The following is a 20,034-nucleotide window of genomic DNA, read 5'->3' as shown; positions in this document are numbered from 1 at the left end:
GGTCTAGTTCCTTTCTATGAGTCGAATTTTTCCGGTTAACAATTCCTGCATCATCCCCTGCTTAAGCTGGCGAGTCTTGTTCAAACGTTGTTGCAGGGTCTGAATGTCCTCATCTATATCGGAGAGGATGGCGGCAATGGCGGTTTGTTCTTCTTTTGGTGGAAAAGCAAGATGTAATTTCCTGATAATAGTCAGGTTCAATCCGCCACGACCTCCATCGCCAGTGGATAAGCTTCTCAATTCCTCATAACGATTGTCGAGGTTATAGAATAGAAATTCTGTGGAATGATGTTCGCCAGGAAAAATCGCAGCAATAGACTGATTAGTACACAATTCAATCCGGTTAATTGCTACAGTCCCGCGAGTTTTGCCTTGTCCTGCCAATCCCACTAATACTGAATTTTTAGGCACATATTTTGTACTGGAGTTAGCAAGCCCTTCATCTGTTATATAATCAGCTACTGTATGGACTTGTTTTAAGTGTAATTCACCTGAGCTCATCCAAGGGTGAGTGCCCCCCCAATACGCTGAAACTTTAGTACCAGGGGTTCCACCAGCGCAGCAGTCTGTAAACTGTCCAATATTTGTGACTACCCAATCCTCAGGAATTTCCCCTAATTCACTCTTTTTATATCCCTTCGTCGTCCCATCTTCCCACATAGCAAACTGCGGCAAACGGGTTTTCCCCGTCAGGAGTTGCTGCATAGCAGCTGTTTTGATGGCTTGTTTTTTTGCGAGAATCTGTTCCAGAGCAGCAATCAGCGCTTCAGTATCAAACAGTACATTGGCAATAGCGGTTTGTTCTTCCCTTTGTCTTGGAATAACAAATAAAAAATCTGCGATCTCAGTTCTATTAATTTTAGGTATACCACTTCTTACAGAAACAGACTCGGCATATTTCGAGAATCGGTTCCCAAGAACTAACGGAAGAATATATTTAGGTTCGATCCCTTCTTTAGGCCTTAGAGGGTACATATCTGCACTACATAGTCCATCAAAATTAGCATAAATAGCTTTTCTCAAATATGGACGTATTTTGCTATAGATAGTATCCCCAGCATGAAAAACATATTTACCACTTATAGCACCTTGCTCTTTTGCTGACTTCTTACTTATCAGTCTACCTGTTCCTGTTTCAATGTGGTCTGGGGCAATTAATGTCATTGAAGAATATGGCTCACATATCGGAGATATTTGCCCACTAACAATCGAGACTACATCAAAAAAAGGGACTACTTCCCAATCCTCTGGAATCACCCCCACCTCAGTCAACTTAAACCCCGCAGGCACGCCTTTTCCCGCCGCGCCTGATTGCTGTTTATCCACCATTAAATCCACCATCACCATACCAACCCCATCGCCCGCAAATGCCCGGCCACCTTCTTGCTTAACGCCTCAACGGACGCCTCCAGCGCCGGTAGCGGCTCGGCATAGCGCTCTTCCAGCTCCTTCACGCGCTCCGCCAGTTGCTGGGTGATACGCTCAATCTCCGCCTGAATCCCGGCCTGCAACGTCGCCAGCCATTTGTCCTGCACCACCAGCGCCTTGATCGCCGCTTCATCCAGCGTGGGATACTGTTTAAACACCGCGCGATCCAGCGTTTTTTGCGCGGCTTTCAGCGCTTTTTTCGCATTCGCCTCTGCTGTAATCAGCGCCAGGCAACGGGTCAGCGCCGCCAGCTCATCCGGATCGGCGGTGGTTTTCTTCAATTTTGTCAGGCGGGCATTGACCAGCTTTTGCGTCACCTTATCCTTGTCGTTCTTCGCCTCGGCCAGCAGATCCTCTTCCCCTGTCTGCTCCTCGATAAACTCGGCTAACTGACGGCTGGCCTCTTCACTGCGTTCCTGCGCGCGGTTCAGCGTGTCCAGCTGTTGCGGGAAACAGCGAATCTCCACCAAAGAACGAGGCAGCACGTCGGCCTTGTAGCGCCGCTTGTCAAACTCAAAATCATGCGCCTCTTTCCAGACGTTTTTGCCATCCTTGCCTTTTACCGGCTGGAGTTCGCGAATGTGCGCGGCGGCTTGCCAGCCGTCCTGCATGATCACGTAGACATCGTCCTGCATGATGTCGGCCCAGTAGTCCATCAGGATCTGGTACACGCTGTATTTATTCAGCAGCTCGCTGTTGGCATACTGCGCCAGCAGCATCTCGCTGATATCGTGGATCAGCGCCTTGGGTTTATCGCCCTTACCGATCTCATTCAGCGCCGCCTCTTTCACCCACGCCTTAAACGGCAGCAGGCTGCGGGTGGCAAAATCCTTAAATTCCTGATGCGCCAGAATGGTCGGTTTAACCTGTTGGGCTTCGACCTGCGCCCGACAGTAGCCGGGGCGATCGTCGGTAAACAGCACGTCGCGCAGGGCAGGAAATACCCGCCAGTAATCCTGTAGGGCATCCACATCGCGCGCCGGAATACCGCCCTGTAGGTGGGCGCTCAGATCGTGCAGATCTTCCGGCTCGCCGCCGTCGATATAGCGGGGGATATTCAGGTTGTAATCATTCCCGGCGATGTCGCTTAATGGCACCATCCGGCTGTAGCCGGGCAGCGTTCGCTGATGGTTAAACACATCCACGATGCGGTGAATATCCCGGCTACGCAGGCGGTTCTTGTTGCCATCTTTGATAAAGCCCCGGCTGGCATCGATCATAAAAATGCCTTTGCGGCTGTGGGCGTGCTCTTTATCAATCACGATAATGCACGCCGGGATGCCGGTACCGTAAAACAGGTTAGCCGGTAGGCCGATAATGCCTTTGATATAGCCTTGCTTGATCAGGTTTTCGCGGATATTCGCTTCGGCGTTGCCGCGGAACAGCACGCCATGTGGCAGGATCACCGCCCCTTTGCCGGTGCTTTTCAGGCTCTTGATGATGTGCAGCAGAAAGGCATAATCCCCGTTCTTCTCCGGTGGAACGCCCCAGACGAAGCGCTCAAACGGATCTCTCTTCAGATCCAGCCCGCTGGTCCAGTTTTTATTGGAAAACGGCGGGTTGGCCACGGCGAAATCGAAGGCTTTCAGCCTACCATCGGCCTCTTTCCACTGTGGATCGCTCAAGGTATTGCCCTGACAGATTTTAGCGGTAGCGTTGTTATGCAGGATCATGTTCATCCGCGCCAACGCGCTGGTAGCGTTGTCCATCTCCTGCCCGAAGATCGACAGCCCGCGTCGGGTTTCATCGCTAACTTTAAGCAGCAACGAACCGGAGCCACAGGTGGGGTCGTAGACCGTGGCATCCTGTGGCGTATCGGGCGTAATGCCGATCACCTTCGCCAGAATACGCGATACCTCCGCAGGCGTGTAGAACTGCCCCTTGCTTTTACCGGATTCGGTGGCAAAGTGGCGCATCAGGTACTCATAGGCATCGCCCAGCAAATCGTCGCCATCGGCCCGGTTGCCGGACAGATCCAATCCCTCGAAGATACCGACCAGCTTGGTCAGGCGGTCAATCATCTCCTTACCTTTGCCGAGCTTGTCTTCGTCGTTAAAGTCAGCCTCGTCGATAACGCCTTTCAAATCGTTCTCTTCCGCCAGCCTGCGGATGATTTTGTTAATTTTATCGCCGATTTCTTTATCGTTTTTCAGCGCGACCATATCGTCAAAGCTGGCCCCTTTCGGGATCACGATCATCCCGTAGGGATCGCCCTTATATTTGTCAGAAACGTACTTCATAAACAGCAGGGTCAGTACATAGTCCTTGTACTGGCTGGCATCCATCCCACCGCGCAGTTCGTCGCAGCTTGCCCACAGGGAGGAATAGAGTTCGGTTTTTTTGATAGCCATTAAATATCTCGTTTCGCGCGATTCTGTGCTGTAAACGATTACAGCAGATCGGTGTTCAGTCCGGCGGCTTTCAGCCGACGGGTTAAGTTACGCATTTTGCTGAATTCAGTGCCGAGGCTCTGGCTCAGGCCAGTGCCTTCGCAAAAGGCTTTCGCCGTAATGTGTTCCAGTTCGTCGGCATATTTTATCATTTGCAGATGCAGCTCGACGGTGTACCGGTTACGCGACGCACAGGCAAGCGCCTGCTGAATACGGTAATAAATCTCGTTTTCGTTCATAAAGATGGGCAACCATAGGCGTGCTGGATAAGTTAGCTAAATTAGCTAAATATGGCATTGGGTTCAAGAAGTAAGGCGAGCAGAGGTGTTATTTGCATGGTTTATAAGCGAAAAAAATTTCTTTGAGCAAACCAGCCATCGAGATTTTCTCATTAGAATCTACGAAATCAGATAACTGTGTTAGTTTCCTAAAGATATCGCTTATTTGTTACTATGATACATTTACATTTTTTATACCTCCTTCAGCTATCATAGCTAGATAGCTGGATGGAGCATCACAATACGTGACTGTGACCTTAATGCCGATTAAATCAATTCGCCCCTACTATTGCTATCCGCTTTCTTGCATAGTTACTTATTCTGGCTTAGTGGGTTATTGATTTTGTCAACGACGGGTAAAAAGTGATCCACTTACATCTCCACCGACGGTCTAATATTGATCCACCGTTTTACTCAGGATTAGCTTCAGCGATAACCCCGGCCTTTCGTTTCTGTTTCAGTCGATAACTCTCTCCTTTTATTTGAACAACGTGTGAGTGGTGTAAGATCCGGTCCAGCATCGCGGATGTTAGCGCCGCATCACCGGCGAACGTCTGATCCCACTGCCCGAACGGCAGGTTGGAGGTCAGGATCATCGCGCTCTTTTCATAACGTTTGGCGATGACCTGGAAGAACAGCTTGGCTTCTTCCTGGCTGAACGGCAGGTAGCCTATTTCATCGATGATGAGCAGCTTTGGTGCCATCACGCCACGGTGAAGCGTTGTTTTATAGCGCCCCTGGCGTTGTGCCGTGGACAGCTGAAGCAAGAGATCCGCCGCCGTAGTGAAGCGAACCTTGATACCCGCCCGTACCGCTTCGTAGCCCATTGCTATTGCCAGATGCGTTTTCCCCACGCCGGATGGCCCCAGCAACACGATGTTTTCGTTGCGCTCTATGAAGCTCAGTGAACGCAGCGACTGGATCTGCTTCTGCGGCGCACCGGTGGCGAAGGTAAAGTCGTATTCTTCGAACGTTTTCACTGCCGGGAAGGCCGCCATCCGGGTATACATTGCCTGTTTACGCTGATGTCGGGCCAGTTTCTCTTCGTGAAGCAGATGCTCCAGGAAGTCCATGTAACTCCATTCCTGCTCCACTGCCTGCTGTGACAGGGCTGGCGCTGCGCTGATCAGACTGTCCAGTTGCAGCTGTTCGGCAAGCACCATCAGCCGTTGATGTTGCAGTTCCACCATCATGCGGCTCCTCTGCAGAACGTGTCATAGATGGATAGCGGGTGGTGCAGTGGCTGCCTGTCGAAGGTCACCAGGCTTTCGTCTACCTGCACGTCATACTGTTTTTTCTCCGTCGGTAGAGCCAGCATGGACTGCTGCTCTTCGATCCAGCGATCGCAGGGACGGGTCTGTATTGTTTCGTGCCTGCGCTGGTTAGCGACATCGTGCAACCAGCGCAGGCCGTAGCGGTTGGCTGTTTCAACATCGACGGTGATCCCCAACGGACGCAGGCGAGTCATTAGCGGGATGTAGAAGCTGTTGCGGGTGTACTGCACCATCCGCTCCACCTTGCCTTTAGTCTGTGCTCTGAAGGGGCGGCACAGCCGTGGAGAGAAGCCCATCTCTTTGCCGAACTGCCACAGTGAAGGGTTGAACCGGTGTTGCCCGGCCCGATAAGCATCGCGCTGTAGCACTACCGTTTTCATGTTGTCGTAGAGCACTTCACGCGGTACGCCACCGAAGAAGCTGAACGCATTACGGTGGCATTCTTCCAGGGTGTCGTAGCGCATATTGTCAGTGAACTCGATATACAGCATTCTGCTGAACCCCAGAACGGCAACGAACACATGAAGTGGTGATTTGCCATTACGCATGGTGCCCCAGTCAACCTGCATCTGTCGTCCTGGCTCTGTTTCGAAGCGCACGACAGGCTCCTGTTCCTGAGGAATGGCAAGTGAACGTATGAACTCTCTCAGGATGGTCATGCCACCACGATAACCCTGCTCCGTGATCTCGCGGGCGATGACCGTTGCAGGGATTTTATAAGGATGAGCATCGGCGATGCGTTGCCGAATATAGTCCCGGTATTCATCCAGGAGTGAAGCGGTTGCGGGACGCGGCGTATATTTTGGCGGCTCAGACTGCGCACGCAGATAACGCTTTACGGTGTTACGGGAGATACCCAGTTCCCTGGCGATCGCCCGACTGCTCATACCCTGCTTATGCAGGATTTTAATTTCCATAACTGTCTCAAAAGTGACCATAAGCTCTCCCGAATCAGGAGAGCAGATTAACCCCTGGATCTAATTTCAGGCGTCGGATATGGATCACTTTCGCACCGTTGGTAACAGATTTTTGCATAGTCAAAAGGAGAAAAGATTTTTTCTCGATTTGCATCCAGATAATCCGCCCACCACTGCAGCATCAGCCTCCTCTCCCCCAGATGCTCAGCCTTATGGATATAAGCAGCCCGCACAGAGTTGCGTTCTTGGTGACTCATCTGCCGCTCTGCTGCATCCCTCGACCACAAGCGTGACTCCATCAATGAACTACATGCCATAGCTTTGAAGCTATATCCACACACTTCCGTTTTCGTGTCATAGTCCATCACTCGTAAAGCCTTGTTCACCGTATTCTCACTCAGAGATTTATGCGGATCGTGATCGCCAACAAAGAGAACTACCGAATTCAGAATAGCGATAGAAAGTAAAGGCAGGAAATTACCTTGCGTAGCACAGATTTCAGATACAAAAAAACCACCTTTCGGTGGTTTGATCGCATCACTTGGTGCGAAGGCCGGACTCAAATCACAACTTAACATGTTAAATATAAAGAATTTATTTACCACATCTCATTAAAGTGCCCCCATTTGTGCCCCCATCATTTTTTAACCCCCTTCAAACGACAACACATTGATAAGAAAGATTAATAACTTCAAAACATAATCTCCGGTTTGGATCCGTGCTACAGATCCAAACCGGAAGAATGAAGGACCTAAAAAAAACTTTTTTTACGGAAAACTGTTCACACTGTTCACTCGCCATTATTTATCTTTAATTTCAATGTGATACGCAGTGAACAGTCCGTGAACAGTGAACACTTTACTGTTCACTTTCCGGGATTTCAGGTAAAAAAAGACCGGCTTATGCCGGTCCGGGTAGGTTATGTCGCGGTAGTTTCATCGCACCGGGGCAGCCAGTCGGCGTTGCTTTCCTCCCTGAGCGCAAGGTTCGTCTGCATCCCCTGATTTGTTCGCCGCTTACCGTAATTCAGCCCGTACTCTTTCAGCATCGACGACAGCCCTTTGCCGAACATGGTCAGGCTGAGGGTATTCTTGTAGCCGTGCGCCTCCATGTACACCAGGTAGGCGTGATACAGGTACAGGCGCGGCTGTCGCGGGATGATATTCGCATTCCCCATGTACATACCGTCAGGTTCGGGCAGTGCCTCCAGATAGCCACAAAAATCAAATGTCGGGTCGGCGTCACGTTTGATGCTGAGCGCCTCGTCGGAGTTCTGCTGCGACTGGAGCAGTGTGCGCGCGGTCATCGGGTCGCTGAACGTCTGCATGAGCTGGCGCACGATGACGGCCAGCTCCCGGGCGATTTTATCTTTCAGTTTCGGGTCGCGTTCTTCCGGGGCTATCTGTTCCGGGAAGTGCATTATCACCCGGCGACGCGACACCCCGCCGCTGCGGTCGGTGAAGCGCATCGGATTGTTGTTTACGGCCAGTATCACCGCCGGAATATGGGTGGAGTACGCATCGCGGTATTTCGGGTCAACGGAGACCGCATCCCCGCCGGTAATGGCCTTGAGTCCTGCCCCGTCACCGCTCCATTTCTCCTGGTCAGGCAGACGTATCAGCGAGAAGCCAATCAGCGCCGCTCGCTCGCGGGGGGATTCCAGCGTTTCGATAGTCGCTGACGTGGCGTTATCTTCTCCGGCGAGCATGGTCGCTATTTCGGCCAGAATACTTTTGCCGCTGCCGCCCGGACCGGTCACTTCGAGGAAGAGCTGCCAGTCGTAGCGGTTCGCCAGCACCATAAACAGCGCAGCCAGAATCACGTCACGTTTATCGGCACGCGAACCGGCGGCGCGGTCGAGCCAGCGCCAGAAATTCGGCGCGTGCGTCTCCAGCGTTTCCCCCTCGACCGGCGGGGTGAAATCCACGTCGCACAGGGTGCGCAGCCAGTGCGTTTTGCTGTGCGGGCTGAATATACCGGTACTGGTATCAAGCACGCCGTTGCGAAAGCCAATCAGCCGCCGTGCCGGGGCGTCCTGCTGTGGAATAATCAGTTTCAGGGTGTCGACCACCGAGGCAATTTTCCCCGATGAGAACGGGGCGCGCAGGCGCTGGAACAGTCCGGCCACGTCGCGCGCAAAGTCCGACGGCGGAATGATTTTCCATATTCCCGCCTCATAGCGGGACAGGAGCTGCCCGTTCGCATCCACCGCCAGCGCTTCGCCGTAATGCTCATGCACCCGCATGGCTTTCTCACTGGTGCTCATGGCGGTAAATTCCGCCTCGCTCATGGTAGAGAAAGGGCTTTGCGCCGGTGGCCGGATAGCGTCATACATGGCTTTACGCGTGGCATCCCCGCCGTGCTGTATATACGCATCATTCCAGTCACCGAACACCGGCGGCAGGGCGACCACGCCCTCGCAGGACTCTGCGGCCGCAGACGCTTTGGTCTGGCCGTCGCCGTTAAGGTCGCGGTCGGCGGCCAGCACAATCCGACAGGCCGGGAATTTGTGACGGGCAAGGCTCGCCAGAGAAAGGAGGTTCACCGACGACAGCGCCACCATGACGGTTTCCCCGGTCAGGTGATGCACGGTGAGCGCGGTCGCATAGCCCTCCGCTATCCACAGCCGTTTCCCCGTCTCTTTTTTCCCGTCGAGAATATGACACGCCCCTTTCACCTGCCCCCCTTTCAGGGTGCGCTTGAGGCCGTCTGCGTTAATGAGCTGGACGTTGGCCGCAAAGCTGGTGCGCGACAAGGACAAGATCCAGAGACTGCGCCAGAGCGCCACACGCGCTCGTAAACAGAGTGCCGCTGACAAGAAGCGTGCTATGGCCGCCGAGATAAAGGCCAAAGCCGTCCAGAAAGAAAACGAGAACCTAAAAAGACAGTTGGCCGCCATGCTCAAAATGCAAAAACAGACGTTTGTGAATAATGAGATCGCTGGTGGGAAAACACTATCAGAAGCCAATGCCGCCTTTGAACAATGGCTCAAGCACCAAGGAGGTGTGTCGTGATTTACGACGATATGTTTGACCCAATTCCGACGGAACTGGGCCAAGGGAGCCAGGATATCAGCCAATCTGTACCAGAATGCGTAGGCTTGATACCAGAATCTGAGCAAAGCAGCCCACCGGCGCCCGAATTAGCAAAAAATCCACCCAGCGCCCAGGGCAACACCGCCGCCGAGCCATCGCCGGACGCACCGGACGCACCGGGCACCCCGGACGCACCGGGAAGTGACGATGTGGATCTCATTATTGAAGGCGAGTTATCCGAGCCTTATCCAGAAGCAGATCCTGACTTCACTCCTGAGCCACCAGCGATGCGCCGCCGGTTCGACCGGCATAAGCCGTTTAACGACATTCAGGCCGCTTACTGGATGAAGTACATCGAGCGCAATCCGTTTAGTTTCGATGCCCTGCTATACCGCGCCAAGCCCATCGAGAGTGAAGCCACTCCCGACGGATATGAACCACCTGAATTCGGCAGTGTGGATATCCGCCAGACCGATGCCGAATATTTCGACCCCGAGCCAGTAGTTGTCCTGGATAGCCCGGACGACAGCCAGGCTTTCATCGGCATGGATATTACCGGAGAGAACGCAATAGATACCGGCACTGTGCTGGTATTGCAGATCGCCGCTGAAAATATCCCTACTGGCTCCGTTCTGGAATGGGAGGAGGAAACCGCCAGTGGGGAGCCACGTCGTGTCTGGTGGTATGTGCATCGAGCCGAAAACTACGGAACGACCAAGGCTGGCACCCTGTATTACTGCATCCCTTGCCGCACATTTGAAGGAGTAATCACTGATGAATAACGAACTAATTGCACGCTTCAATACTCCCTCTATTAAGCTAACCGGAAACCATGAGACGACCTCGCTCATCGACCTTGAAACCGGCCTGGGAAACTTCATTGCGAGCCGGTTTTCAGGGCTGGTGGTTACTGATAAGACCGCTCCCCGGAACAAAGGAGTCCTGGCCTTCTTAGAGAAGGAGTTAGCCCAGCGGGTTGTCTGTGGGGAGTTTAATGATCCGCAGTCGATCCTGTCCGCTATCAGCGCGAAAAAGCACGATAGCAACACCCTACCCGTGGTCAATGTCGCCATGCCCGTCTCTTTTGCATTTGCTGATGGAGAGGCATACCGCGATATTGAGTTGTGTGGTGATCTTCACAACAAAAATGGCGAGACAATCGCAGTGGTGCACAAAATGTTTGTGCGCAGTACCGCGAGCATCACCATCCTGGCTGAGGATAAACCAACAGTCTTATATCTGGCCGCCAACCTGGCCACTGCGCTTCGCCTATACAGCTCACATGGGCGCTCCCGTTTCACTGCGGCGACCAAGCTATTCAATATGCCTATCACATTGCATGGAGAGATCGAGTCATCGAAAAGCGTGTCGTTCGACTCGGTGACGCTACCGTTCAATGACTCTCGCCTCTATGGAATGACCACCAGCCTCGATGTTGTCGGAGAGCTACTCCAAGCCGTCGGAGTAAAGCACAAGCCAGCGCAGATAGAGGTCTACACGGCACTCAGTAAGCGGGGGTGAAGAGAGATATGAGCGGGAAAAGCTATTTCTTTGTCCAAAGCATCACCCTGAACGGTAAGCGGCTAGACAAAGGGAAGATCGAGTCCACAACCTACATCGAGCACGTCAACATGAACGGCTCACTGTTAATCCTAGAAATAGCCGACGAAAGCGGCTCGATGCGCGATGAGAACGGTGTTAAGTCAGGCGGAGAGGTGGTGGCCTTACTGGGGAATCCCGATCTATTTCAGGAAACCTTCACCATTTTAAAAGCTCCTGTCAGCAATGGCCGTATGCGAGTCTGTGCTATCCAAAAGGATATGGATAAGCTAAAAAAGCCATCCCCAAAGGCTATTTTCCTCGCGGATAAACCAACGCTACAGTCGGTAAAAACCCTAGCGTCTGGCATACCTATCGAGGCCGGGCGAGTAACAGGCCTGTGTACTTATCACCTCGATGCCGGAGAGGCGCCCTCTGGCCTACTGAGGGAGATTGCAAAGGATCATGCCTGTTTGTGCTATTGGTCGAGAGGAAAGCTACACCTAGTGCCATACAGCGAAGCATTCCAACAACCACCAGTCATTATGCTGGAGTCACATAACCCGAAGGCAGAGCACACGATCGCCTTTTATAAATGGCTGGATCATGACTTCGCGAGCGAACGCCAGAATGTTAAGCGTTACAGCTGCTACTCCATGACCGAAGGATGGCAATACAGCACGGGCAATGATGATGCCCCGATCGAGTTTGTTCCCAACGCCACACTATCCCAACTAAATAACCGCCTAAAACACATCGTCCCACTCCTGGAGGTTGAAACCGCGGGAGACGGCGCGCTACAAGCAGGGATGATGGTAGGTATCCGCATCAACAAAATGAGTAACGAAAACGTATTGGATGAGTCGGCCCCGCCGGAGATTCTGATCACCCGGGTGGTTCATCACGAAACGCCAAACAACTACATGTGTACGCTGGAATTAGGAGTCTTACGTGGGTAAGCCATTAATGGGCAGCTATCGCGCTGCTATCGTCGATACAGTCCACCCACAAGGGCTGATGATGGCCCGAGTACAACTACAGGGACTATGGGATGGTGTGGATGTATCAAGTTGCCCCTGGGCTGAATACGCACTTCCTGTCGGGGGTGGGTTCGTCCCTGGAAAAAAAGGGGATCTGGTGTGGGTAGACTTCCCATACGGGGGCGACTCCCGCCGACCGCGTATCACCTGTGCCGCCCAGGACGCCCCTGGCGGGAAGCCAAACCTACCGCCAGAGGCATGGGGTGGGCCAGGGGCATACCAACCGAAACGGACTGAGGGACAGCCACCAGCGCCGCCGATCACCCCTACTGAGGACAACGTATCGAACCGTAATGGCCTACTAGAGCGCCGCACAGCCGGCGGCGGCTGGTCGGTTACGCACACCGCGTCAGGGACAGAGATCAGTTTTAACGACTCGGGCCAAATCTTGATTTCTGGCGCTAAGGAGATCCACATCGAGGGCACGAACGACGTAACCATCAAAACGGCCAAGTCAATGAAGCTGGAAGCACTGGAAAGCTTCGGGATCAAAGCCGGGCAAGAGATCAATATTGAGGCTGGTGGCGAGTTCAAGCTCAAGTGTGCTGGTGTAGACGTCAAATGCTAACAGGCTCAAAGCCTCATTTAATCAAATGAGTAAATGATGATTTATTCATCCAAATAATAACGGAGATAAAATAGAGCTTGTCTTGTTCGCGATTGCGAACTAACATGATCGCAGGTTCGAGATTGGCTCGGGCCGCCTCTGTAGAGAGATGATACATGACCACAGATACTATTGCAGAGGAGCCAGAACGCGCCTCTGCCCTCCCCTATACCGTCTGGTGCCGGCAGCTGGAAACAGCTCTTGCCCCGTTGGATGACTGCCACATCGAGTGTGACGGTATGACCTGGACAATCAGCCACCTGCTCACCACGGCCAGAATTCCCCACACTTGTATGGTGGGAAGTGCCCGCCACCACATTTCAGCGCAAACCGTTAGGCCTCATTTTTGGATCGAGCTTTCCAACGGCTGGCTCATCGATTTCCGGCTCAGAATGTGGCTCAGAAACGACGTCACGATACCTCATGGTGTGTTTTCCGTGAGGGACTCTTCTGCCGTAGAGTATTCGGGGCAACCAATTCAATCTCCACTGCACGGCCAGCAAGGGCGCCAGATCTTGAGTATCCTAACGGATGGCCAGATCTCGTTAGTTACTCTGCCTAGTAGGCCGGTAGCGAATAGCTAAGGTGACAATATGACTAATATCGAATTACAGGCACTGCGGAAACTGTTCCTATTGGACGTTGCTGAGGCGGCAGAAGAGATCGGGCATGTGTCACCGCGTTCCTGGCAGTATTGGGAGTCCGGGCGTAGTCCAGTACCAGACGATGTAGCAACGAAAATGGAAGCCCTAGCAAAGACTAGGGGGGAAATGCTCAGCCACCAGCGCCAAGAGATGTCTAAGGCGGTAGCCCCACACTCTATCCAGTTCTATCGCACGCGGGATGCCTACACGTCATCCACCGGCGATCAATCCGCTGTCATGTGGCGATTGAGCCAAAGCGTCGCCGCAGCGCTATTCGCCGAAGATGGCGCCATCCTGTCGGAGGATAAGCAGTCAGGCAACGATCGGCATGTGTAGCCACCGATAACAGGAAAAGACTCCACCATTTGTTGCTATTTTTATAACTAAATAGCTCAGCCTGTGCATTGTCGCTATAATTTTCCTATGGTTATCAGTGAGAGGCTGAGTGACGTGGAGTATTTTCTCCGGCCAGCAGAGATAAAGCGCCGCGTATCGAAGGATGAGCTTAGGTTCAACATACGGCGTGATCCTACCGGGTGTTGGATTGCTTTCGCCGTAGTAAGCGGGTCTGAACATGTTGGGCGATTTGTTGTTTGTGGCGTCAGGGGAAGCCGGAAGGCCCGTACCTGGCGTGAACTCGGTGACTGTGTGAACTACATAGCCAGGCAGTTTGATGTTGTCAGCGTGAATGTGGATATCAACAAAGGTTAGCATCCATAGTTAATATAACGGATCGGTTATGTTTTAAAAATGGTCTAATTGATAGCCTCGATGCGCGCTGAGGAAGAGATGGTTTCATGCCTGTTAAATTTTACGCATTTGGAGAACACCCTACTGGTTTCGTGGGCTACCGCGTCCACGTATCCGTCGCAGGGAAAGACCGGCAGAAGTATTTTTCAACCAATAAATACCCGCCAGACCTAGCTAAGAAACTAGCCTATGAGATGGATCAGAGCTGGAAAGCGGAGGCGGAGGAGGCCAAAAGGAGTGGATGGTCTAAGAACGTCTTCACCCCTCGACATGGTGAACGTCCGTCGCTGATCGTGAAGAACTTCCATGTGAAGTTAACCCACCAGCGAAAACTAGACAATAAGGCTGGTGGCGCAGTGAAAAGCGCCTACACATTCCCGGAGTTTATCGTCACATACTGTGCCCGGAGAAATGGCCGTAACTTACAAACCTCAAAGCACTACCGGATCGATAAGCTGGGCCTCACCGAGGCATTCCAGAAGGCCTGCGCTTTCTACGCAGAGATCTACCAGCTGGACGATGCGCAGCGCCAAGAACTCGACTCATTAAAACCAAGCCTAGAGCTGTTCACAGGCATTTTGTACCAGCAGTTGTGTCAGAAGTTTGGACAAGAAAAAATCCCTTCACCAGAAGAGATCCTCGCAATGCTAAGGCAATAACTTACCGAACCGAGCAGCGTCCCTGGCGCTGCCGGTAGAACCATTGACTATGATCCCGGAGAAAGAATGACCTCCCCTATTCCTAAAACCCCCGATAACGCACCAGCACTCCGTCAGAACGCTATACAGCAGGTCGCCAATTGGCTGCGAAAGTGCAATATCCTGGATACAGAAACGACCGGTGTGAAAGAAAACGCCGAAATCGTCTCCGCCGCAATTATCGATCAAGATGGCACTGTCCTGTTTCACTCGCTAATTAAGCCAGTCAACCCCATTACCGAGATCACTACCGCCATCCACGGCATCACAAACGAAATGGTGGCCGAGAAGCCAACGTGGGCCGAGGTTCATGACGAGATCGCTCGCATTCTGAATACGGCCCCGCTGGTGGTCTACAACGCTCAGTTCGACATGCGCATGATGGCCCAGTCGGCGGCTAAGCATGGTCTACCACCTATCGTAGTGAATACGGAGGTGAATTGTGCCATGGAGGCTTATGCGCACTTCTACGGGCAGTGGAATGAGGAACATCAATCTTACCGCTGGCAGAGCCTATCGATGGCGATGTTTCAGCAAGATGTGGATGATGACAACATTCCACACAGCGCGCTAGGGGACGTAAATAGAACGCTGGCATTAATGCGATCTATGGTCAAAGCAGATTAACCCAAGGGGATTACTTACATGGAGGAAATAGAGTCCCAGCTAAAATCACAGGTCAAACTGGCACTTGATACCATGACACTTAGTGAAGAAAAATACCGAAGCGAAACCGAGGCAAACAGGCTCATGGATACCCATATCAATAACATCATCGAAGACGCAAAGAATAAGTTGGCAAGAAAATGCCATGAACTGAACCGGGCATACTGCAAAGCGTTGGGGGACAGCTCCCAACTTCCATGGGAGAGCGCTCCAGAATGGGTGCGGCAATCAGCCATCGCTGGTGTTAATTTTCACATCGATCACCCCGAAGCCAGAGCTGACTCTAGCCACGAGAGTTGGATGAAAATGAAAGTTGCTGTTACCAACGGTGCGAAAGTGATCCATATCCGACGCCTGAAATTAGATCCAGGGGTTAATCTGCTCTCCTGATTCGGGAGAGCTTATGGTCACTTTTGAGACAGTTATGGAAATTAAAATCCTGCATAAGCAGGGTATGAGCAGTCGGGCGATCGCCAGGGAACTGGGTATCTCCCGTAACACCGTAAAGCGTTATCTGCGTGCGCAGTCTGAGCCGCCAAAATATACGCCGCGTCCCGCAACCGCTTCACTCCTGGATGAATACCGGGACTATATTCGGCAACGCATCGCCGATGCTCATCCTTATAAAATCCCTGCAACGGTCATCGCCCGCGAGATCACGGAGCAGGGTTATCGTGGTGGCATGACCATCCTGAGAGAGTTCATACGTTCACTTGCCATTCCTCAGGAACAGGAGCCTGTCGTGCGCTTCGAAACAGAGCCAGGACGACAGATGCAGGTTGACTGGGGCACCATGCGTAATGGCAAATCACCACTTCATGTGTTCGTTGCCGTTCTGGGGTTCAGCAGAATGCTGTATATCGAGTTCACTGACAATATGCGCTACGACACCCTGGAAGAATGCCACCGTAATGCGTTCAGCTTCTTCGGTGGCGTACCGCGTGAAGTGCTCTACGACAACATGAAAACGGTAGTGCTACAGCGCGATGCTTATCGGGCCGGGCAACACCGGTTCAACCCTTCACTGTGGCAGTTCGGCAAAGAGATGGGCTTCTCTCCACGGCTGTGCCGCCCCTTCAGAGCACAGACTAAAGGCAAGGTGGAGCGGATGGTGCAGTACACCCGCAACAGCTTCTACATCCCGCTAATGACTCGCCTGCGTCCGTTGGGGATCACCGTCGATGTTGAAACAGCCAACCGCTACGGCCTGCGCTGGTTGCACGATGTCGCTAACCAGCGCAGGCACGAAACAATACAGACCCGTCCCTGCGATCGCTGGATCGAAGAGCAGCAGTCCATGCTGGCTCTACCGACGGAGAAAAAACAGTATGACGTGCAGGTAGACGAAAGCCTGGTGACCTTCGACAGGCAGCCACTGCACCACCCGCTATCCATCTATGACACGTTCTGCAGAGGAGCCGCATGATGGTGGAACTGCAACATCAACGGCTGATGGTGCTTGCCGAACAGCTGCAACTGGACAGTCTGATCAGCGCAGCGCCAGCCCTGTCACAGCAGGCAGTGGAGCAGGAATGGAGTTACATGGACTTCCTGGAGCATCTGCTTCACGAAGAGAAACTGGCCCGACATCAGCGTAAACAGGCAATGTATACCCGGATGGCGGCCTTCCCGGCAGTGAAAACGTTCGAAGAATACGACTTTACCTTCGCCACCGGTGCGCCGCAGAAGCAGATCCAGTCGCTGCGTTCACTGAGCTTCATAGAGCGCAACGAAAACATCGTGTTGCTGGGGCCATCCGGCGTGGGGAAAACGCATCTGGCAATAGCAATGGGCTACGAAGCGGTACGGGCGGGTATCAAGGTTCGCTTCACTACGGCGGCGGATCTCTTGCTTCAGCTGTCCACGGCACAACGCCAGGGGCGCTATAAAACAACGCTTCACCGTGGCGTGATGGCACCAAAGCTGCTCATCATCGATGAAATAGGCTACCTGCCGTTCAGCCAGGAAGAAGCCAAGCTGTTCTTCCAGGTCATCGCCAAACGTTATGAAAAGAGCGCGATGATCCTGACCTCCAACCTGCCGTTCGGGCAGTGGGATCAGACGTTCGCCGGTGATGCGGCGCTAACATCCGCGATGCTGGACCGGATCTTACACCACTCACACGTTGTTCAAATAAAAGGAGAGAGTTATCGACTGAAACAGAAACGAAAGGCCGGGGTTATCGCTGAAGCTAATCCTGAGTAAAACGGTGGATCAATATTAGACCGTCGGTGGAGATGTAAGTGGATCACTTTTTACCCGTCGTTGACAAAATTCTGGACCCGGAAAAAATTTAAAGGTACTAACGCACTTAAAAGGAAAATTAATCCGACTCGCGTTCCCATTGAAGAGAAAGAAAGTTATCGCTGGCTGGAGAATTTACGGCAGTCGACGGCATTACTGAAATGCCCGGAACGATGCGTTCATATTGGTGACCGTGAGAGTGATATTTACGAACTGTATTGCCTGGCATCGGAGTTAAATACACATTTTCTGGTCAGAACATGTGTTAATCGTCTGGCTGAAAATACAACTATGGAGGAGAAAATGAAAAGTGTGACTCCCGACCATCAGGGGCGTCATCGGATCTTTCTTCGACATGACCAGGAAGAAGTACGCGAAATAATACTAAATGTCAGATGGAAAACACTTACATTACATCCACCGATTGGTAAGGCAAAGCAGTATCCCGATCTACAGCTGACGGCACTTATTGCGACAGAAGAATGTCCGGATAATGATACCAGGGTTGAGTGGAAGTTGCTGACTGACCTGCCAGTGACAAATCTGGCTGAAGCCACGGAAAAGCTGGAATGGTACAGCCACCGCTGGAAAATAGAGACATTCCATAAGGTTATGAAGTCTGGTTGCCAGGCTGAACGTTCCAGGTTGGGTTCGGCGGAACGGCTGACAAATTTATTATGTTGTTACTGTATCCTGAGCTGGAGAATATTCTGGCTGACAATGCTAAGTTGGGAAATGCCCGCAGCCCTGCAGAAATTGCTTTCAGCGACACAGAGCTAAAAATACTGGACGCGATGGTCAAAGACACAGCACAAATCATGTCATCGCCTCCACTGGAAAAATATACGATAAAACTTGCCCAGTTGGGCGGATACACGGGGAATAAAAATAAGTATCCACCCGGTAATATTGTTATCTGGCACGGTTTACGACGATTAAACGAAATCCAAATTGGATGGGAAATTGCTACCGGGAGATGTGGGTAGTTGCAAGTCACGCTGTACGCTTACGGTTCAGTAACTGGTGTCCAAAGCGCTTCACCTGAAGACTGGCTGAAGGCACGACCTCCTTCAGCCATCGTGATTGTTTAACGCAAAGTAGAAGTATCGGTGATACGCACGTAGATGTTCCCATCCTTCTGCATGTTGGTGGTGACGGGCACCTCGTTACCGTTAGTGATCAATACTGTACCGCGATAGAACTCAGTACCTTCTACACGATTCAACTCCATGGTCTTAACACAGGATCCCTGAATGCGGTTATCGTGCATGATTTCGGTCACCAGTTCGCAGGTGCGTGTTTTCACCAGTTGGTTAGATTTTTTCGCATCCGCCGCTAGGCTGATCAGCACCATAACCACAACGGATACGCACCAGAGCAGAAACAGGGGATGTTTGGCTCGGCTGTCCAGGGTGTCACGTTTCCACAGATAGACCGGTGATAACAGCCACCACCAGAATGAGGGTGAGTTCACCCCGGCCTGTTTGCGCTGCTTACGGTCGGCGTAAATATAGAAAATGCAGCTCCCGATGCTGGCAGGCCCGATGATCGCTGGATTAATCCAGGCACCCAGCGCTGATAAAATGAGCGGGACGATGATCAGGCTCAGGGCATTTATATCTGATTTATTGAAATTGAACATAACGTGTTTCCTTTTGCATTTTAACCACACCAAATAGAGTCTTTCAGCATATGAAAAAGCTCGCTAAGCTAAATTTATTGTTTTTAGTGCTGCAGATATGGGTAGCCCCGATTTATTACGCTTTGTATAAAGTTGCTCCATGTCTCGATGAGATTTTATACAAAGTCACTCATCTGCTCTGTATCTTAATTCACGGGGGACAACCGATACGGGGTTGGGTTTAACTATCAATTACGGATAGACTATTCGATTATATAAAGTAACGAACGGTTACTTCTTTTTGTAATATGAATAATTTTATCACGACAATAGTTTTTATTAAAGGGAAAGGAAGTATTACATTCTATTCACATTATTGTCACGGTAACGTTGGTGAAATGAAAAATAAAAACACACCCGAAAATGAAAATGTATTGTTAAAGTTGCGGCATAAACTGGTTTGATGTTTATATGTTTTTAACGTTTAACCCTCGGTGAGGGATCTTCCTGAATCGGACTGACCCTGGATAAAAATTAGCGCAGTGAAAAGTGAGAGATTTTCATCTGCCTGGTGCGGGATATATACACCGGAGGCCGGAAAACAGTGCTGAGATGTGGCTGGTTAGAGGCGTTTAAAACTTGTGGCCTTTATGACCTGCGTGGATGGTCTGAAAGATTTCCCGGATGCAATCAACAGCATCTATCCATACACTCATATCCCGCTGTATATCATCTCTATAGCGCGTAACTGCCAGAAATACGTGATTGGAGAGACGGCAAGGCTGTCACCGACGGGCTTTAGGCTCCGGCAGCCATCGTAGCCTTGATGGTTCGGTTCCGGCTCGCAGAGGTCTGGGATGACAAATGTTCGCCAATCTGCAACGGTTGACGTATCTACAGGGA

The 20,034-nt window shown here is 51.7% G+C and carries 18 protein-coding genes and 2 pseudogenes; 12 read left to right on the top strand and 8 right to left on the bottom strand.

Annotated elements, in window-relative coordinates:
- Positions 1-3 precede the first annotated feature (3 nt).
- From L1P05_RS14705 to L1P05_RS14675, 7 genes and pseudogenes are all read right to left on the bottom strand, one after another.
- Positions 4-1,341 carry a restriction endonuclease subunit S gene (locus L1P05_RS14705; RefSeq protein WP_370686075.1) on the bottom strand — a complete coding sequence of 446 codons (1,338 nt, stop codon included), beginning with the start codon at positions 1,339-1,341 and terminating at the stop codon, positions 4-6.
- Positions 1,341-3,779: a type I restriction-modification system subunit M gene (locus tag L1P05_RS14700; protein WP_012849884.1), complete on the bottom strand. Its 2,439-nt coding sequence runs from the start codon at positions 3,777-3,779 to the stop codon at positions 1,341-1,343. The genes L1P05_RS14705 and L1P05_RS14700 overlap by 1 nt, the downstream gene beginning before the upstream one ends.
- A 38-nt stretch (positions 3,780-3,817) precedes the next feature.
- Positions 3,818-4,057, bottom strand: coding sequence for an HTH-like domain-containing protein (locus tag L1P05_RS14695; protein ID WP_012849883.1), 240 nt, complete (start codon positions 4,055-4,057; stop codon positions 3,818-3,820).
- 449 nt (positions 4,058-4,506) lie between these two features.
- Entirely contained in the window at positions 4,507-5,289 is a 783-nt protein-coding gene (gene istB, locus L1P05_RS14690) for an IS21-like element ISSen3 family helper ATPase IstB (protein ID WP_012846920.1), read from the bottom strand.
- Positions 5,286-6,308 (bottom strand): IS21 family transposase, encoded by a 1,023-nt coding sequence (istA, locus tag L1P05_RS14685; protein WP_012846921.1) that lies wholly within the window; start codon positions 6,306-6,308, stop codon positions 5,286-5,288. The genes istB (L1P05_RS14690) and istA (L1P05_RS14685) overlap by 4 nt, the downstream gene beginning before the upstream one ends.
- Before the next feature lie 26 nt (positions 6,309-6,334).
- A pseudogene (locus L1P05_RS14680) lies at positions 6,335-6,733 on the bottom strand (tyrosine-type recombinase/integrase); the annotation flags it as partial.
- 473 nt (positions 6,734-7,206) lie between these two features.
- A pseudogene (locus tag L1P05_RS14675) lies at positions 7,207-9,018 on the bottom strand (primase-like DNA-binding domain-containing protein); the annotation flags it as partial.
- Between L1P05_RS14675 and L1P05_RS14670 the strand changes: the two are divergent.
- The 12 genes from L1P05_RS14670 (at position 9,017) to L1P05_RS14615 (ending at position 18,290) form a co-directional block, all read left to right on the top strand.
- Positions 9,017-9,301 (top strand): hypothetical protein, encoded by a 285-nt coding sequence (locus tag L1P05_RS14670; protein WP_146203342.1) that lies wholly within the window; start codon positions 9,017-9,019, stop codon positions 9,299-9,301. The pseudogene L1P05_RS14675 and the gene L1P05_RS14670 overlap by 2 nt on opposite strands.
- Positions 9,298-10,104 (top strand): hypothetical protein, encoded by an 807-nt coding sequence (locus tag L1P05_RS14665; RefSeq protein ID WP_049761396.1) that lies wholly within the window; start codon positions 9,298-9,300, stop codon positions 10,102-10,104. Before L1P05_RS14670 ends, L1P05_RS14665 begins: the two co-directional genes overlap by 4 nt.
- Positions 10,097-10,843 carry a hypothetical protein gene (locus L1P05_RS14660; protein WP_041692543.1) on the top strand — a complete coding sequence of 249 codons (747 nt, stop codon included), beginning with the start codon at positions 10,097-10,099 and terminating at the stop codon, positions 10,841-10,843. Before L1P05_RS14665 ends, L1P05_RS14660 begins: the two co-directional genes overlap by 8 nt.
- A gap of 8 nt (positions 10,844-10,851) precedes the next feature.
- Positions 10,852-11,820: a hypothetical protein gene (locus L1P05_RS14655; RefSeq protein ID WP_012849876.1), complete on the top strand. Its 969-nt coding sequence runs from the start codon at positions 10,852-10,854 to the stop codon at positions 11,818-11,820.
- Positions 11,813-12,469: a hypothetical protein gene (locus tag L1P05_RS14650; RefSeq protein WP_041692544.1), complete on the top strand. Its 657-nt coding sequence runs from the start codon at positions 11,813-11,815 to the stop codon at positions 12,467-12,469. Before L1P05_RS14655 ends, L1P05_RS14650 begins: the two co-directional genes overlap by 8 nt.
- 632 nt (positions 12,470-13,101) lie before the next feature.
- On the top strand, positions 13,102-13,488 hold the full coding sequence (locus tag L1P05_RS14645; protein ID WP_041692545.1) for an Aca2/YdiL-like domain-containing protein: 387 nt from the start codon (positions 13,102-13,104) through the stop codon (positions 13,486-13,488).
- Between the two features lie 461 nt (positions 13,489-13,949).
- Positions 13,950-14,561, top strand: coding sequence for a hypothetical protein (locus L1P05_RS14640; RefSeq protein ID WP_041692546.1), 612 nt, complete (start codon positions 13,950-13,952; stop codon positions 14,559-14,561).
- A 66-nt stretch (positions 14,562-14,627) separates the two neighbouring features.
- A complete protein-coding gene (locus tag L1P05_RS14635) occupies positions 14,628-15,227 on the top strand; it encodes a 3'-5' exonuclease (protein WP_012849881.1) in 600 nt (199 codons plus the stop codon).
- Positions 15,228-15,245: 18 nt separating this feature from the next.
- Positions 15,246-15,656: a hypothetical protein gene (locus L1P05_RS14630; protein ID WP_049761400.1), complete on the top strand. Its 411-nt coding sequence runs from the start codon at positions 15,246-15,248 to the stop codon at positions 15,654-15,656.
- Between the two features lie 13 nt (positions 15,657-15,669).
- Positions 15,670-16,692 (top strand): IS21 family transposase, encoded by a 1,023-nt coding sequence (gene istA, locus L1P05_RS14625; RefSeq protein WP_012846921.1) that lies wholly within the window; start codon positions 15,670-15,672, stop codon positions 16,690-16,692.
- Positions 16,689-17,471: an IS21-like element ISSen3 family helper ATPase IstB gene (gene istB, locus L1P05_RS14620; protein WP_012846920.1), complete on the top strand. Its 783-nt coding sequence runs from the start codon at positions 16,689-16,691 to the stop codon at positions 17,469-17,471. Before istA (L1P05_RS14625) ends, istB (L1P05_RS14620) begins: the two co-directional genes overlap by 4 nt.
- Positions 17,472-17,531: 60 nt before the next feature.
- Positions 17,532-18,290: an IS4 family transposase gene (locus tag L1P05_RS14615; RefSeq protein ID WP_012849871.1), complete on the top strand. Its 759-nt coding sequence runs from the start codon at positions 17,532-17,534 to the stop codon at positions 18,288-18,290.
- A gap of 307 nt (positions 18,291-18,597) precedes the next feature.
- Here L1P05_RS14615 and L1P05_RS14610 read toward each other — a convergent pair whose 3' ends face one another.
- A complete protein-coding gene (locus tag L1P05_RS14610) occupies positions 18,598-19,152 on the bottom strand; it encodes a hypothetical protein (RefSeq protein ID WP_012849870.1) in 555 nt (184 codons plus the stop codon).
- Between the last annotated feature and the right edge of the window lie 882 nt (positions 19,153-20,034).

The organism is Edwardsiella piscicida, assembly GCF_021733145.1.
GTDB lineage: Bacteria > Pseudomonadota > Gammaproteobacteria > Enterobacterales > Enterobacteriaceae > Edwardsiella > Edwardsiella piscicida.
This window is presented reverse-complemented; position numbering and strand designations above follow the sequence as displayed.